Origin of the sequence: Streptomyces sp. NBC_00846 (genome assembly GCF_045207325.1) — a bacterium.
Classification (GTDB): Bacteria; Actinomycetota; Actinomycetes; order Streptomycetales; family Streptomycetaceae; genus Streptomyces.
Map to the genome: position 1 here is coordinate 340,028 of NZ_CP108847.1, position 15,654 is coordinate 355,681.

At 68.7% G+C, this 15,654-nt stretch carries 12 protein-coding genes and 5 pseudogenes; 8 read left to right on the forward strand and 9 right to left on the reverse strand.

Features of this window, described 5'->3' with window-relative positions; translation table 11 throughout:
- Positions 1-48 precede the first annotated feature (48 nt).
- A complete protein-coding gene (locus OG936_RS38890) occupies positions 49-1,011 on the forward strand; it encodes a hypothetical protein (RefSeq protein WP_331755328.1) in 963 nt (320 codons plus the stop codon).
- 293 nt (positions 1,012-1,304) lie between these two features.
- Here the strand turns inward: OG936_RS38890 and OG936_RS38895 are convergent.
- Positions 1,305-1,451: pseudogene (locus OG936_RS38895) on the reverse strand (integrase); the annotation flags it as partial.
- 679 nt (positions 1,452-2,130) lie between these two features.
- Here OG936_RS38895 and OG936_RS38900 point away from each other — a divergent pair.
- Both OG936_RS38900 and OG936_RS38905 read left to right on the forward strand, forming a co-directional pair.
- Positions 2,131-3,078: a Ku protein gene (locus OG936_RS38900; RefSeq protein ID WP_331755427.1), complete on the forward strand. Its 948-nt coding sequence runs from the start codon at positions 2,131-2,133 to the stop codon at positions 3,076-3,078.
- A 20-nt stretch (positions 3,079-3,098) separates the two neighbouring features.
- Positions 3,099-4,052: an ATP-dependent DNA ligase gene (locus tag OG936_RS38905; protein ID WP_331755329.1), complete on the forward strand. Its 954-nt coding sequence runs from the start codon at positions 3,099-3,101 to the stop codon at positions 4,050-4,052.
- Here the strand turns inward: OG936_RS38905 and OG936_RS38910 are convergent.
- Entirely contained in the window at positions 4,045-4,209 is a 165-nt protein-coding gene (locus OG936_RS38910) for a DUF6233 domain-containing protein (protein WP_406500850.1), read from the reverse strand. The genes OG936_RS38905 and OG936_RS38910 overlap by 8 nt on opposite strands.
- Positions 4,210-4,244: 35 nt before the next feature.
- Between OG936_RS38910 and OG936_RS38915 the strand changes: the two are divergent.
- The 3 genes and pseudogenes from OG936_RS38915 to OG936_RS38925 all read left to right on the forward strand — a co-directional run.
- Positions 4,245-4,391, forward strand: a pseudogene (locus OG936_RS38915) (MFS transporter); the annotation flags it as partial.
- Entirely contained in the window at positions 4,392-4,844 is a 453-nt protein-coding gene (locus OG936_RS38920) for a helix-turn-helix transcriptional regulator (protein WP_406500888.1), read from the forward strand.
- A 132-nt stretch (positions 4,845-4,976) separates the two neighbouring features.
- Positions 4,977-5,057 (forward strand): annotated as a pseudogene (locus tag OG936_RS38925) (GNAT family N-acetyltransferase); the annotation flags it as partial.
- A gap of 13 nt (positions 5,058-5,070) precedes the next feature.
- Here the strand turns inward: OG936_RS38925 and OG936_RS38930 are convergent.
- Positions 5,071-5,214 (reverse strand): hypothetical protein, encoded by a 144-nt coding sequence (locus tag OG936_RS38930; protein WP_331755331.1) that lies wholly within the window; start codon positions 5,212-5,214, stop codon positions 5,071-5,073.
- Between the two features lie 438 nt (positions 5,215-5,652).
- Here OG936_RS38930 and OG936_RS38935 point away from each other — a divergent pair, with 438 nt between their 5' ends.
- Positions 5,653-6,363 (forward strand): DUF4232 domain-containing protein, encoded by a 711-nt coding sequence (locus tag OG936_RS38935; protein WP_331755332.1) that lies wholly within the window; start codon positions 5,653-5,655, stop codon positions 6,361-6,363.
- A gap of 368 nt (positions 6,364-6,731) precedes the next feature.
- Here OG936_RS38935 and OG936_RS38940 read toward each other — a convergent pair whose 3' ends face one another.
- The 3 genes and pseudogenes from OG936_RS38940 to OG936_RS38950 all read right to left on the reverse strand — a co-directional run bounded on the left by OG936_RS38940 (position 6,732) and on the right by OG936_RS38950 (position 8,768).
- On the reverse strand, positions 6,732-7,199 hold the full coding sequence (locus OG936_RS38940; RefSeq protein ID WP_331755428.1) for a transposase: 468 nt from the start codon (positions 7,197-7,199) through the stop codon (positions 6,732-6,734).
- Between the two features lie 200 nt (positions 7,200-7,399).
- Positions 7,400-8,052: pseudogene (locus tag OG936_RS38945) on the reverse strand (DUF2182 domain-containing protein).
- A 101-nt stretch (positions 8,053-8,153) separates the two neighbouring features.
- Complete coding sequence (locus tag OG936_RS38950) at positions 8,154-8,768, reverse strand: DUF1326 domain-containing protein (protein ID WP_331755335.1); 615 nt, start codon at positions 8,766-8,768, stop codon at positions 8,154-8,156.
- 534 nt (positions 8,769-9,302) lie between these two features.
- On the opposite strand from OG936_RS38950, the gene OG936_RS38955 reads away from it, so the two are divergent.
- A complete protein-coding gene (locus tag OG936_RS38955) occupies positions 9,303-13,661 on the forward strand; it encodes a S8 family serine peptidase (RefSeq protein WP_406500853.1) in 4,359 nt (1,452 codons plus the stop codon).
- 139 nt (positions 13,662-13,800) lie between these two features.
- Here the strand turns inward: OG936_RS38955 and OG936_RS38960 are convergent.
- The 3 genes and pseudogenes from OG936_RS38960 to OG936_RS38970 form a co-directional block, all read right to left on the reverse strand.
- Positions 13,801-14,398 (reverse strand): annotated as a pseudogene (locus OG936_RS38960) (helicase); the annotation flags it as partial.
- A gap of 191 nt (positions 14,399-14,589) precedes the next feature.
- On the reverse strand, positions 14,590-15,012 hold the full coding sequence (locus tag OG936_RS38965; RefSeq protein ID WP_331755337.1) for a hypothetical protein: 423 nt from the start codon (positions 15,010-15,012) through the stop codon (positions 14,590-14,592).
- Positions 15,013-15,049: 37 nt separating this feature from the next.
- Entirely contained in the window at positions 15,050-15,613 is a 564-nt protein-coding gene (locus OG936_RS38970) for a hypothetical protein (protein ID WP_331755338.1), read from the reverse strand.
- Between the last annotated feature and the right edge of the window lie 41 nt (positions 15,614-15,654).

The following is a 15,654-nucleotide window of genomic DNA, read 5'->3' on the forward strand; positions in this document are numbered from 1 at the left end:
TTAGACTCCCGGGGTTCGGATGGTGTCGGTGGACCGGAAGGCCAAACCATGGACGATGATCGCTGGGCCAGGTGGCCCGAGCCGTGGGCAGGTACGGATGCCGACATGCGGACGGTCATGGGCGCGATCCCGCGGGAGGTCAAGGACGGGTTCAAGTACGACGAGATCCCTTGGCAGCGGTTTCCGCACTTCTACGGCCCGGGCGAGGAGGTACCCGGTCGCCTCGCGACGCTCGCCTCCGGAGATGCCGAAGCCGCTGGCCGGGCCTTGGGGGAACTGTGGGAAAACCTCCACCACCAGGGCAGCACGATCGCGGTGGGAGCACTGGCATTGCCATTCCTGCTCCGGATCGCGACTACCGGGGTTCCCGGGCTCCGGGCGAGCACCCTTCGCCTGGTCGCCGAGATCGGACGATGCCAGCACTTCGGGGACGGAACACGCGAAGGCCTTCTCCAAGTCGCCGAGGATCCGCTGGAGGCGGAGGGCACCACGATGTGTCCGACGAACTGGACGATTCAGGCTGCTCGCGATGCCATCACGGACGACCTGCACCTCCTGTTCCCTCTTCTCCCCGACCCCGATCCCGATGTCCGCTCCGCGACCGCCTTTGTCCTGGCGGCGGCGACCAGCGAGATCCCGCGCGTCTCCTCAACCCTGCACCGCAGGCTGGCGGTAGAAGACGATCCGGTGGTCCGTGTGAGCTTGATCCTGGCGATCGCCCAGCTCGCACGCGAACACCAGGATGAACACGCTCCGGTGTGGGCCCGGGAGCTGTGGTCGGATCCCGGCCGATCGCCCGAGATCCGCATTGGAGCCGGCCTCGCCTGGCTGTGCCTGGTCGGCAACCCCGTCCCCGACGAGCTCCGAGCCCTCCTGACCGACCTGACTACCGACCAATGCAGCGACCTGTTCCAGCGGGTGCCGTGGCTCGGACCGGTCGACTCCAACAGCGGGCTGCGCCGCTGCATCCACGAGATGCTCACGCCGGATGTTCCTTGGCACAGCGTTTGATGGACCTCCGCGAGAAGGGCGGAGGTCCATCACGTTGGAGCCTTCAACGGTCAGCCAGCCTTCGCTGGCTCCTCGGCCCGCGCCCGAGTCGAGGCGAGGCGGTAGACACCTCACGGGGCTAAGCGGTCAAGCCGGGGTCGTGAGAGGCCGGTGTAGCCTTCTGGCTGTTCGATTTCAGGCAGGGGGTGGGGATGCGATGGATGTAGCGCGGGTCATGGAGTCGTTGGCAGAGCAGGGTGAAGTTCCCCCCGGGGCCTGGACAGCGGGTGTTTATGCTGCGGGGGGAACTTCACGGCGGCGAGCCGTTCGGCCTGGTCGGTGGGCAGGGCCAGGCCGTGGAAGGTGAAGAAGTCCTCAAGTGCGCGGGCGAAGGAGCCCATGGACCGGCCCGGTCGACGGGACCGCTCCAGCAGGGCCTGGGGCGAGTTGGAGTGCTCGTCCTACGGTGACGTCGACGTCGTCTTCGACGTGACCGATTCCGAGCCGCCGCTGAACCGTGAGAGCTGGGACGAGACCGTCGAAGTCAGCCTGTACTTCCCGTCCGAGGGGCCGCTGGTGGGCGATCCCCTCTCCGAAGACCTCATGGAAGTCCCTCTCCTCGGTGAGGAGGGGGAGTACCAGTGGTGGAGGTTCGGGATCCACGCACGTGGACGAGACGCGGCATCCGAGGCCGGCGACATCTACGCGGAGGAGGGCGACACCGTTCCGGAACAGCACCTCGTCCAGATCTGGGCCGCCCCCCAAGCACCGGAGACCCGGCACCAGCTCACCGACGAGGTCGGCCGGCGCAGGCGCACGGCCAGCCCCGAGGAATACACGGAGACGAAAGCCGCAGAGGCAGCGCACGCGGCACAACCACCCGCTCCCGACCAGCACCAGCACACCGCCCCCTGCATACCGAGCTGCACGACCGCACCCCGGACAGCACTACATAGCTCCACCCTCCGGCACACCTGCCCCATGATCCACATGCGACGCCCGGGCACCGGCGTGAGGATCGGGGTACGGGCGGTGGCCCGGCCGCGCTCCGACCCCTTGTACGTACGGGGTTGGTACCCCTTCCCTGGCGCTCCGGTCCGCTTCCCGGCTCACACCGCTAGGGGGGGCCTGGAGGTAGGTATGCCGCGGCCCTTGTGGACCGGAGCGATCAGCTTTGGCCTGGTCACGATCCCCGTCAAGATCATCAGTGCGACCGAGGACCGGTCGGTCCGCTTCCATCAGGTCCACCTGAAGGACGGCGGCAGGGTCCGCACCCGCAAGGTGTGCGAGCTCGATGACGAGGTCGTGCGGCAGGAGGAGATCGGCAAGGGCTACGAGCTCACCAAGGATCAGATGGTCCCGATCTCTGATGAAGAGCTGGAAGAGATGCCGCTGCCGACGGCCAAGGCGATCGAGATCGCCGCGTTCATCTCGGCCGACAGCATCGACCCGATCCGGATTGGCGACAGCTACTACCTTGCGGTCGACGGTCAGGTCGCTGCCAAGCCCTACACCCTGCTCCGCAAGGCGCTGGAGCGCTCTGACAAGGTCGCCGTCGCGAAATTTGCCTGGCATGGGCGCGAGCGTCTCGGACTCCTTCGCGTGCGTGAGGGCGCGATCGTGCTGCACAGCTTGCGGTGGCCGGACGAGATCCGCAGCCCCCAACCTCTCGCCCCCAGGGCCATCGATCTGGACGACGACGAGATCGAACGGGCCGTCCAGCTCACCGACACGATGGCCATGGACGACGCCAGCGGCTTCCGGGACCAGTACCGCGACGCCCTGGAAGAGCTGATCGCGGCGAAGTCGGAGGGCAAGGAGTTCGCGGAGCCGGCCGAGGGCGAGGAGCGGGAGCCCGGGAAGGTCGTGGACCTGATGGCCGCCCTGAACGCCTCCGTGGCGGCGGCCAAGGAGAGCCGTGGCGAGCACGGCGAGGACGCGACCGTGCACGAGATGCGGCCCAGCAAGAAGACAACGGCGAAGAAGAAGACCGCACCGGCCAAGAAGACGACGGCGAAGACGACGACGGCGGCCGCGAAGAAGAACACGGCCAGGAAACCGGCTGCGAAGAAACGCAGCGCATCCTGACCGGACAACGGCGCCCCATCATGGTCATGCTGCCGCGGATTGCACCCATGCTCGCCACCCCCGGCAGCCTGCCGCCCGCGGCCGTCGAAGACCGGTGGGCGTTCGAGGTGAAGCACGACGGCCAGCGCGTCGTGATCTACCTGCCGGGCGACGGGACGGTGACCCTGCGGGCCCGGTCCGGTGCGGACATCACTCTTGCCTACCCGGAACTCGAACCACTTGGCTCCATGCTCGGCCGGCCCGCGGTCCTGGACGGTGAGATCGTCGCTCTCGACAGCGAGGGGCGCAGTGACTTCGAGCGACTGCAGGCCCGGATGGGACTGGCCGGATCCCCGACGAAGGCCGCCCGCATGACCCAGGTCGTGCCCGCCCACCTGATCCTGTTCGACGCCGTGTTCCTGGACCACAGCCTGATCCGGCTGCCCTACACCCAGCGCCGCACTCTCCTGGAGGACTTGGACCTGAACGGGGCGCACTGGGCGACGCCGGCAGCGGTCGTCGGGCACGGGGCTCAGGCCTTGGAGATGACCCGGACCGCGGGACTTGAGGGCGTGCTCGCCAAGCGGCTTACCTCCGTGTACGAACCGGGTGTCCGCTCCCGCGCGTGGATCAAGATCAGGCACGTCCGTACCGCCGACGTGATCGTGGGCGGGTGGGTGCCCGGCCGCGGCCGGCTCGCCGGTCTGCCCGGCGCGCTCCTGGTGGGGGAACGGCATGAGGGCGCTCTGCGGTACGTGGGCAGCATCGGCACCGGGTGGAGCGACACAGAGCGCACCACGCTCGCAGGTCTGCTCCAGATTGCAGCGATCGACGAGTGCCCCTTCGACGAGGCACCCGGGGTGACCGGCGCACGATGGGTAGTGCCGCGCCTGGTCGGCGAAGTCCGCTACGCGACCCGGACCCGAGCAGGCCGACTACGCCACCCCTCCTGGCACCGCCTGCGCCCCGACCTCGCCCCGGACGACATCACGTAACCGCCCGGGCCTGCTCCGGCAGCAGCCCCGTCTCTGGAGTGCAGATCTCGCACTTCACGATGTACGTCTCATGCGTCACCGCAAGCCGCGCCTCCGTGCGATTGAGCCGATGCCCGTCCTTGGCCCCGAACACGGCGCAGCTGCCACGGTGCAGCACCGGGGGCGCCTCGCCCCGCTTGGGCTGGATCTTTCTCCGACGGCGACCGGCAGTGGATCATCACCGCCTACACGCTGGCGTTCGGCAGCCTGCTGCTGCTCGGCGGCCGGATCGCCGACTACACCGGCCGCAAGCGGGCCTTCCTGATCGGGCTGCTCGGCTTCGCCGGCGGGGCGTTGGGGATCGACCAGGAGCACGACGACTGGATCACGGACGGACAGCTGCAACACATGGTCAGTGCGGCGGTGCTCGGCCTGGCGCGGGCCCGCGCGCAGCGACACACCTCGGCGCAGCCAGCACCCCAGGACAGCCTTGCGCCGATCCTGGAATGGATCGAAGCCCACCTGACAGAGCCACTGGACGCCGCCGGTCTGTCCGCCGCGGCGGGCCTGTCACCCAGCCGCTTCTACGAGGTCTTCCGCCAGGCCACCGGGACCACGCCCAAGGACTACGTACTGCGACGCAAGCTCGAGCGGGCCCTCGAGCAGCTCGCCACCGATCCGCAGGCCACGGTCACCGAGGTCGCGCACGCGCTGGGCTTCTCGTCCTCGCAGTACTTCGCGACGGTGTTCCGCAAGTACCACGGAACCTCTCCCTCACGGATGAGACCGGCTGCGCAGCCACCTGCCCGATGACGAGCACCTGCCCGAACTCACCCCACGCACAACGAATGGCGACGCAAACCCGGACCTCGATCCCGCTCAAAACAGAGGAGACGACACCACCCCGGCACACCCCGAACGACACCACCCAGCTCAACAAGTCCCATCGCGGTCGACCCCATCCACCGCGGCCAAGGAGTCGCCCGCGCGCTGATCGCCGAAGCCGAGCGCTACCTCGCCCGCCAGGGCTACGGGCTGATCACTCGCGCACCGGCTCCAGCCAGGCCCGGTGCGAGCTGGAAATGTCCAGGGCGACGGGGCCGAGCTTGCGGCCGGGCCGTACTGGTGGCTGCTTGGGCACCGGTTCGAAGGCGGATGCCTGCGGTTCGAAGGGAGTCGTCACAAGGCGCCGTCCTCTGCGGGGGAAGCGTGCCGGGTTGGTGCTTCGGCCGGCGGGCATGCCACCGGTTGTGGTCAAGATTCGCCCGGTTACGGGTCTGTCCCAGTGGGCTGCGGGCGTTGACGGGTGCGGAACGGCGGCGGGAACCGCCGTCCCGGCCGGCCGGTGGCGTGCCCCGGCGCGGTACGGTGCGCCGTGTCCGGCCCCTGTTTCCCTTGCCGGATGGCGGCAGGGAGCGGTTGCGGCAGGGGGCGGTGCGGGTGGGGTGTGCCCGGTGGTGGTGCGTGTCGTGCCTGGCTGTGCGTGTAACAGGGGTGTATTAGCGAGTGGTTGGGCGGAACGACTCGCCGGGCCGGGCGGCTCTTGGTGATCAGAAACGCTCGCTCGTACCGACCGTGCCGAGCAGCCGACACCCCCCACCGACGCTGAGGAAGAAACAAAATGCGTGTACAGAAGCTCACCTTCGCCGCACTGGCCGTTGTCGCGGGTCTCTCGCTCACGGCCTGCCAGAACGGCGACGAGGACATGGGACAGAGCGCCCCGTCGTCCGCGTCCACCGCGTCTTCCACGAGCGGCGGTTCGGGCTCGGGCAGTTCGGGTCAGGACGGCGGGAAGGACTCCGGCGGGAAGGGATCCGGCGGGCAGGGCACGACCGGAGGGCAGGGATCCGGCGGGCAGGGATCCGGCGGGCAGGGCACGACCGCCGGGACCGGCTCCAGCGAGAACGGCAAGGTCGGCAAGTGCCGCACCGACGAGCTGGAGATCACGGCGATCGACAGCACCATCGACGGCGACCCCGATGGGACCGTCGCGGTGGAGCTGAAGAACGGCGGCAGCCGGGACTGCGTGCTTTCCGGGTACGCCGGCGTCGACCTGAAGACCAGCTCGGGGTCGCTGTCCGCGAAGCGCACCGGTGAGAAGGCCACCCCGATGACCCTCAAGGACGGGAAGTCGGTGTACTTCGGCATCAACTACCCGATCAACACGTCGGGCGGCTCCGGCGTCCGCATCACAGGGCTGGTGGTGACCCCGCCGGACGAGACGAAGTCGGTCACCCTCCACTGGCCGGGCGCCGACACGCTGCCCGTCACGGACGGCTCCGGCTCCCAGGTGAAGGTCGGCCCGATGGGGAGCGCCGGTCAGGGCGGCTGACCTGCACGTCCCAGGGTGCTCAGGCCGCACCGCGCCGCTGCCCGAGCACCCGCCAGTACGGAATGCAAAGCCCCCAACACGCTGAACTCGACACAGAGAAAGCAGCTGGGAGGCGTACGGCGACGCGGAGTTCGGCATCAGCCGCGCGCACGCGTACCGGCTGCTCGACGTCGTCCGCGCCCTGAGCACCATCCAGGCCGTCGCCGCCGGCACCGATCCGTCTCGCACGCGAGAGACCAACCCGGCCGCCGCGGCCGCGCTCGACTACGGCCCAGCGCGCCCTCATCGCCGTCTCCGGCCGCTCAGTCCGCTGCTGACCATGCGCGCAGCTTTGATCCTGCTGATGACTCTGCTGCGCAATTCCGGGGTCAGGCCGTGAGGCGGTAGGCGAGGTGTTCGAGGCGGCTGCTACGGGTGTGGTGCTGGTTGTGTCCGGTCCAGTGGGCGTCGAGTCGGATCACGTTGAGGGCGGTGGCGGAGAAGACCTGCTGGAGGCGGACTTTCGGCAGTCCGCGGTAGCGGGCCCGGCGCATGCCGGTGAGGTCCAGGGCCTGGTTGATGGTGCCCTCCACTCCTGCGCGCAGGGCGTACTTGGCCTTCCAGGTCTCGGTCTTCTGCTCGGTGCGGGCCCGGACGAGGGCCTCGTGCGGTTCCCTGGGCCGCAGGGTGAGCATGCGCCGGCCCAGCGCGGAGCTGGTGCACTTTTCTGGAAGGGGCAGGGGCGGCAGGTGAGAACGCTGAAGGTGATGACGATCGCGTCCGCGCCGTGCTGCTTCACCGGGTTCCAGTGCGCGCTTCTCTTCCCGGCGGGGCAGCGGACCTGGCGGGCCTTCCAGTCAATGGCGAAGGCGTTCTTCTCGAAGCCGGCGTGCGCCTTGGCCTGGGCCGAGTGGTCCAGCAGGACCGGGGTGACCAGCGGTCGTCGCATCGCCGCTGACCACGCTCGCCGTAATCACGGTTGCCAGGGTCTCCGCCGCCGATCCCAGGACTCCCGTGCCCGCCCGGCGCGCGATCCACCGGCGGACACGGTCCGTTGTCACATCCCGGCCATTCCGGCACAGGTGAGGCCCGGAGCCAGCGCCGGGATCCAGAAGACGGCGACGGCCAGGGCGATCGAGGCGATCCCCACGACACGGGCCACCAGACGGCCGATCGGAGCGAGCTTCTCAGTGGTGATCACAGAGGCCAGAACCACCATGGCCCACAGGTTCATCACACCGAACGCCGCCAGCAGCAGCATCAGCGACCAGCAGCAGCCCAGGCAGAAGGCCCCGTGGTGGGCTCCGGCACGCAGATCGCGCGAGGGCCCCGGATACGAGGCGTAGCGCAGCATCAGCCCGATCGGCGAGCGGCACCTCGCCAGGCAGCGGTCCTTGAGGGGCGTGAGTTGTAGACGCCGCTGACGGCGAACACGGCCGCGGCCACTGCGGTCCCCGCCGCGGCGGGGAGGCTCGCCGCCCGGCCCAGGCCAACGGCCAGCCCGTACCCCGGCAGCCCGGCCGCAGCCCAGACAAGCAGGTAGGCGACGGTAAAGACGACCATGCGCGATGCCCGATGCGCGGTGATGGTGCGCGCGTACAGCGTGGCGACGAGCGCCGTGGCGGGCAGCATCATCGCAGCCATCATCAGCGTCCACACGACCAGGAAAGCGGGCAGGCCCAGGCCCATAGTGCCAGGCATCGCCTGCATGCCGCCCCAGCGCGTTGCCACCCAGACCCAGGCGGCGGCCGCCGCGACCAGCAGCAGCCCGGCGGGGCCCGCCCTCCGGCGGATGGTGGCCGGCCCACCGGTCACGCGGACCACGTGAAGGGCGCCGAGTGTCCGTTGCCGCCGGTGAAGTCCCAGGACCGGCCGTACACGCCGTTGCCCGTGGCCCGGGTGGACCGGGCGATCGTCAGCGTGCTGTTCGCCGGGTGGAACATGCCGGTCAGGCCCATGACCGGACCGTCCTCGCCGAACTGCGGGGCGACCTGGTCCTCGATTTCGATGTCGATGGCGTCACCCACCCGCGCGGCGTGGCGGCGGCCGTCGTCGCGGTAGTCGATGGGGACGCGCTCCACGCCGAGGACCTCGCCGATGAGCGGAGTGAGCGCCGCCATCGGCCCGCCGGCCTGGCCGGAGAAGACCTTGCCCAGCGCGTCCGCCTGGCCGTCGTCGGCCGAAGCGTCGATATACATCGCCACCTGCCAGCCGCCCTCGGCCATCACCCGGGGCGCGTCGATGAAGACGGCGACGCTGCGGTCGGAGACATCCGCGCCGTCCACGTTCCCGCTGTCCACGTGGAAGGCGAAGGTCACCTGGCAGCGCTCGTGGTCGGCCGGTGCGGTGAGGCCCGAGGTGGTGCAGGGGCACACAACGTCACAGTTGCAGCTCTCCAGGTACGTGCCGTTGAGATTCCAGGGCATCTCTTTATCTCCCTGTTTCGCGTCCCGCGCGGCGAAGGCAATGCCGCATCTGGAGGGTCCGCCCCGTCCCGGTGCCGCTCTTCTCCAGGCTATTCCTGACAGCCCCGTTGCGCAGATCCGCCGGGGTGCAGCTCACCGTCCTGGTGGAGGGTCACTTTCATCCGCGACCACGCCTGCCGGGCACGGTGGCCCCGCCTGAGTTGGGTGAGACGGCAACCGGAGAGGAACCTGCGGGGCTCGTAAAGTCATCGCCGCGAGCAATCCGCACCGATGGCGGGTGCTGAGGGACCTCGCCGGCCTGGTCGACCGACTGGGAGCGGTGGGTCTGCGCCGAGTGTGGCGGCATTCAGCCATGGCGGACATCCGCCCCACTCGGTCCGTTGATCCTGCCCGGACCCAACTGCGAGATTGGCCAGGCGGCTCAGGTGTTCTCGTGTCTGCGGGCTTGGCCGCACGGTGATGTTTCACTCCTTGGTTAGGAGCACGATGAAACGAGGAAGACGAACAGGTGTGATTGCCGCGGCGTCGGCCGTGTTGATCGCCGCGGCGCTGATTGCGCCTGCGGCCGCAGCCGCCGACCCGACCAGCTCGACTGGCTCCGAGAGTGCTGGCGCGAGCAAGGCCGAACCCGCTGATCCCGACGGGCCACAAGGGCCGGGTCGGTCGCCCGTTGCTGGGCTCGACGACCGGGCCGGGCGCGACAACCCGGATTCGATCTACAGGGCGGGGAAGACCGACAGGTTCCAGCCGCTGACCGACGATTCGCTGTCGGATACTGCGGCCGAGAAGCTGGGCAACGCCGACACCAGGCTGCTGCAGCAGGCGCAGGCGTCGAAGAAGAAGTCTGTCACGGTGTTGATGCTGGCCCGGAAGGGCGCGACCGACGACGTCGTCACCGCGGTGGAGAAGGCCGGCGGGACTGTCGGGTCGGTGACCGGAAAGGTCGGCTACGTCCGGGCGACCGTCCCGACCGACAGCGTGACCACCTTGGCCGGCCTTCGGTCGGTCGCGGCGATCGACCTGAACCGGACGTACAAGATCCCGGGCCCGGATCTGGGCGCCGCGGGTGCGAGGACGGCGGCAACGAAGGCCGCGGGGCCGACCGCGCCCGGCGCGAAAACGCCCGCCGACAACCCGTACCTACCGATCAACGAGACCGGCGCCGAGGCCTTCGTCAAGAACAACCCGGCCTGGGACGGGCGCGGCACGGTCGTCGGCGTGCTGGACACCGGCGTCGACGTCGAGCATCCCGCGCTACAGACGACCAGCGACGGCAAGCCCAAGATTGTCGATTGGGTATCCGAGACCGATCCGGTCGCCGACCGCGACGGCAGCTGGGTGCGGATGTCCGCCACCAAGACGGGTCCGACGTTCAGCTACCTGGGCAAGACCTGGACGATCCCGGAGGGCACGTTCCAATTCGGCGTGTTCTACGAGGGTGCGACGGCCGGGAGCGACTTCGAGGGCGACCTCAACCGGGATGGCGACACCCTGGACTTCTACGGGGTTCTGTACGACCCGACCACACACAGGATCTGGGTCGACGGCAACAACAACCAGGACCTCACCGACGAGACACCGATGGCCCCGTTCGCGGTCGACCGCCAGGTCGGCCACTTAGGGAGCGACGACCCCGCGACACCGCAGAACGAGCGCATCCCGTTCGTCGTCGAGTACCGCGACAACGTCGATCTCTCCCCGCTCGGCGGCAGCAACGTCGGCAAGACCGCGAACTACGTCTCTATCGGGTTGCCGGTCGCCTCGCACGGCACCCATGTGGCGGGGATCACTGCCGGCACGTCGATGTTCGGCGGCCAGATGCACGGTGCCGCACCGGGCGCGCAGATCGTGTCCGCCCGCGCCTGCACTTGGGGCGGTGGCTGCACCCAGGCGGCACTGACCGAGGGCATGATCGACCTGGTCACCAATCGCCATGTCGACGTCGTCAACCTGTCCATCGGTGGGCTTCCCGCGTTGAACGACGGCTCCGACGTGATCGCCGCGCTCTACGACAAGCTGATCGACAACTACGACGTCCAGATCATCATCGCCGCCGGCAACGACGGCCTCGGCACCAACACCGTCAGCTCGCCGTCCGTGGCGGGCAAGGCCATCTCGGTCGCCGCGTCCGTCAGCTCCGACACCTGGTGGGCCGACTACGGGTCGAAGGTCGCCACCAAGCAGGGCATCTTCGGCTTCTCCTCCCGCGGCCCCGCTGAGAACGGGGCGCTGGCACCGCAGGTGTCCGCGCCCGGCGCCGCCATCTCCTCGATCCCGATGTGGCTGTCCGGTGAAGCCGTCCCCGAGGCCGGGTATTCGCTGCCGGCCGGGTACGGCATGGCCAACGGCACCTCCATGGCGGCCCCGCAGGTCGCCGGAGCGGCGGCGCTGCTGCTATCGGCCGCCAAGGCCCATTCGCTGACGGTCAGCCCGGCGGGGCTGAAGACCGCCCTGACCGGCACCGCCGACCCGATCCCCGGCGTCCCGGCCGTCGCGCAGGGCGCCGGCATCATCGACACCGTCGCGGCCTGGAAGCAGCTCAGCGCCGGCATCAACACCAATGAGCTCACTGTGTCGGCTCCCGTTTGCAGTTCGCTGTCCGGCCTGCTCGCGACTCCGAACACCGGCGTCGGCATCTACAACCGTTGTCTGCCAACGGAAGGCGGCCAGGTGACCGGTGCGCAGAAGACCTACAAGGTCAGCGTCACCCGGACCAGCGGTGCCGCCGGGAACGTCGTGCACCGGATCGGTTGGATCGGCAACGACGGCACGTTCAGCGCCCGCGCGGCAATGCCCCTGCAGCTCGGAAAGGCGGCCGATATCACGGTCACCGCGACCGCGACGACCTCCGGCGTGCATAGCGCGATCCTGACCATTGATGACCCGGCGACGGGCGGCATCGACCAGTTCGTCGCCGTCACTGTGCTGGCGACCAAGCCGCTGGCCAAACCCGACTACGCGGTCACCAGTTCCGGCACGCTCGGCCGAACCGGAACCACCTCGCTGCTGGTGCCCGTTCCCAAGGGCGTCGAAGCACTGCAGCTGACCCTGGGCGGGCTCGCCGACGGCAGCCAGGTCCGCGCGTTGCCCATCGACCCCGACGGCATGCCCGCGGACTCCAACGCCAGTTACCACTGCTACACCAACTACACCGACCCGGCGAAATGCAACGCCACCGCACGACCGGTGTACCGACCCAAACCCGGCATCTGGGAGTTCGTGATCGAGTCTCGCAGGACGTCTCCGGTCGAACAGAACCCGTACACAGCGACGGTTTCGCTGCAGGGCATGTCGTTCGATCCGGGGACCGTCACAGTCGACAAGGTGACGATGAACTCGCCGACGAATGTCGGCTCGACGGGGACGAACACCTTTGGCCCCGCGATCGCCCACGTCGCAACTGGCGAGATCGGCGATGTCCGCAATTTGTTCTCGACGGTCTCGCAAGGCGAAATCACGTCCAACATGCTCTATGTTCCGCGTCAGACGACCCGGCTCGACGTGACGCTGACGCCCAGAGACGCTGCCGATCTGGACTTCTATGTGTATTTCAACGGCAGGCCGATAGACCAGAGCACCACGACCGGGGACTCGCCCGAGCACATCGTCATCGATGATCCACAGCCGGGTACGTACTTCATCGTGGTCGCGGGAGTCGCCGTGCCCGAAGACAACGTCACGTTCGACTACCACCAAGAGATGTACTCGAAGGGCCTCGGCACGATCACGCCGAAATCCGACGCGAAGTACACGGTTGCCACGGGCCAGTCGATGCCGGTCGACGGGGCAATGATCGTCAGCGCTCGGCAGTTGACCAAGGATCCCATGGTCGGCCGGGTCCGAGTGGCCAACGAGTACGGCACGATCATCGGGGCGGCGGACGTCACGATCGCCACTGTCGATGTCCCCAAACTCGATCTGGTCGCGTGGACCCCGCCATTCGTCGGCGCGGCCCTCAATGAGAGCGGCGTAGTCGCGGGGGATCGCCAGTACAACGCCAGGATGACGCCGACCATCTGGACGGCCGCCGACGGGTTCACCAACCTGGATCTCGCCGGGGGCAGGTACGGATCGGCTCTGGACCTGAATGACGGCCAGATCGCCGTCGGTATCGCGACGGACAGTGCATTGCATTATCTTCCCGCCCAATGGGCCAAGGATGGATCGCTCACCGTGCTCGGCGTCCCGGATTGGCGGCCCTATTCCAACGGCTACGCGACCGCCGTGAATAACAAGGGGGTGGTCACCGGATTCTCCGAAGCAATCGTCAAGGAGTCTGACGGTAAGAACCACAGCTACAGTGACGGGTTCGTGCGGACGCCGGATGGGACGTTCAGCAAGGTGGCCCACCTGTCCCCGGATCTGACGGGAACCCAGCCGCGCGCCATCAACGATGCCGGAATGATCGTCGGTGCCTCGCACACCGATGGCCATGTGCCGCACGCGGTCGCCTGGGATGCGACGTCAGGTGTTGTTCAGGATCTCGGCACGCTTCCGGGACAGCATTCGGCGCAGGCGAACGATGTGAACGCCTCCGGGACTGTCGTGGGGACCAGCGGTGACGACGCGTTCGTGTGGACCAAGGCCGGCGGAATGCGGCGCCTTGCCGACTACGGATACAACGCGACCGGCGAGAAAGTCACCGACGACGGGTGGATCCTCGGAACTGTCGAACTTTTCCCGGACGTCGCGGTGTCGGCGATGTGGGACCCGCAGGGACGGCTCTGGGATCTGTCCGGCATGGTGCCACTCTCCGCCGGTGATCGATTCACGCCGACCTACAGCTTCGACATCAACGATCACCACCAGCTCATGGTCTACGGCGAGGGCGGCCCGAACGCCGCCTCGTCCAGCTCGGTGATGCTGAGGATCCCGGCAGGTCTGGGCAACTAGGCCCCGGCGCCACCTCGTCCCGTCGAGCCACCGCAGCCGGTGACTCGACGGGACGAGGGCGTTCAAAGCCAGCCCCGGTCCCGCGCGTGCCAGCCAAGCAACACCCGGGAATCGGTGCCGGCCAGATCCATCAGCCTGCGGACCCTGCGCTGACGCGGTGGACCCGGCGTCCGGCCGCGTCGATGCCGTTGGCGAACTGCCGCAGCGCCTCTCGCCGTTCGGACACGAGGTGGTCGCCGCACAGCCACGCGGACCACACCCGGTCCGGCGGGACGTGGCGGCCGGCCTCCAGCTCGTAGAAGGCCGCGTCGATCGAGGACTTCGGCAGCCGGTCTGCGGCCGCCAGGTCCTCATCCGAGGCGTCGTTGACGTACAGCTCGGCAGCGGTCTGCGGCAACTTCTCCGCGAACGCGGCGGCCTCCTCCACCTTCTGGTGGAACGTCATCACGATGCGCAGGTTGTACGCCGCCGCGTGCTCCAGGAGCGCGGTCTGCAACAGGGCCAAGCGCCGGCCGCGCAGCGCCTCGTCCGACTCCCCGAACACGGGGGACGCGGATCTCCAGCACGTCGATCTCGAAACCGGCGAGGATTCCCCGCTCGATCGCCTCCGAGAGCCCAAGCTCCGCCCCAGACAGCCAGGCGCCGAACGTGCCGTCCGGGTCGTCGGCCATGGTCGCGATCTCCGCCTCCTGGCCGTCCGCGCCCTTCTGGGGCCGGGCCGCGGCGAGGGGGACCGGGACCGGCTGGGCCGGTGTCCGAACGGCGGCCGGCCCTCGCAGAACCAGCAGCCGTATGGACCGTGTCCTGGCCATCCTGCGGGAAGGGCCCGAACGCCCATGGCGCGCACGAGAGATTGCCGAGCTCCTCGGCGACGTCACGCTGGTCGCCACCTACCGACAACTCGCCCGCTGGACCGAGATGGGAAAGATCAAGAGGATCCGTTTCGCCGGGGGAGTGGGGGAGGCATCAGGTGCCGACGGGCCACGACTACGAGCAGTGCGTAGGCGAGCACCACCAGCACAACTGTGAAGATCCACTCACGCGATCCGGTCGGGTTGTAGACCCGCCCCGCGTTGCCCACGTCCACGGCCGGTGCCGTCTGTCCTGCCTTGAACGTGTCCCGGCCGCTGCCGTACAGCTTGACGCCCTCGATCTCCACGGTGCCGTCGGTGGACCGGAATGTTCCCGACCACTCGCAGGTGGTGTGCCCGGCGTGCCCCGCGCACACGAGCCGGGCCGCGGTGAAAGTGCCCCGCGGCCCGTCCGCGGTGGCGGCCCTGGCGGCGTTGCCGAGATTCGGCACGGTCACCCAGAACAGCAGGACTCCGGCCAGCAGGAGCAGCAGGGACACGAACCCGGAGGGTTTTCTCCCGCTCGTGGCCAAGTGTTCAGTCCTTCGGCGCGCAGGCGCACCGCGCGGCGGCGTTGTCCGGCCGGTTCGCGCGGGTGTGGAGGTACATCGCTACCACCATGGGGACCGTCACCAGGGTGTTGTAGAAGAGGTGCAGTTCCACGCGGGGCGCGATCAGCTGGATCAGGCTCGTCGGCACGGCCTTGCCCAGCAGGTGTGCGCCGACGAGGACCTGGACCAGGAGCAGCAGGTGCTCCAGGTGGTGCCACACCTGGATGCCAAGTGACACCTTCCACCAGGTGCCCGAGCGGCCGGTGAAGCCCGGGCGCAGGAGGAACAGGCCGACCATCATCACCAGGGCGTAGCCGTAGTGCATCCATTCCGAGGTGACGAGCCACGGGAACGGTACCCCGAGCACGCCGCGCGCTTCCGGGATCGGCCAGCCCATGACGTAGATCTGGTACGCCTGGACCAGGTGCTCCGCCCAGTGCGCGACGACGATGAACAGGAAGAGGCGCAGGCCGAGTTGATGGTGGCGGCCGTTGAGGTAGTCGATCCCGCCCCGCAGCGTACGCGGTGGCGATCCCGTGCTGATGGCCATGCTTGAACCTCCACGGTCAAGGAACGGTGGCTCATCACATC

Excerpts from the sequence above, each read along its gene's own strand:
- OG936_RS38890 (WP_331755328.1), top strand. The coding sequence starts at position 49 with ATGGACGATGATCGCTGGGCCAGGTGGCCCGAGCCGTGGGCAGGTACG.
- OG936_RS38900 (WP_331755427.1), top strand. The coding sequence starts at position 2,131 with ATGCCGCGGCCCTTGTGGACCGGAGCGATCAGCTTTGGCCTGGTCACG.
- OG936_RS38905 (WP_331755329.1), top strand. The coding sequence starts at position 3,099 with ATGGTCATGCTGCCGCGGATTGCACCCATGCTCGCCACCCCCGGCAGC.
- OG936_RS38935 (WP_331755332.1), top strand. The coding sequence starts at position 5,653 with ATGCGTGTACAGAAGCTCACCTTCGCCGCACTGGCCGTTGTCGCGGGT.
- OG936_RS38950 (WP_331755335.1), bottom strand. The coding sequence starts at position 8,768 with ATGCCCTGGAATCTCAACGGCACGTACCTGGAGAGCTGCAACTGTGAC.
- OG936_RS38970 (WP_331755338.1), bottom strand. The coding sequence starts at position 15,613 with ATGGCCATCAGCACGGGATCGCCACCGCGTACGCTGCGGGGCGGGATC.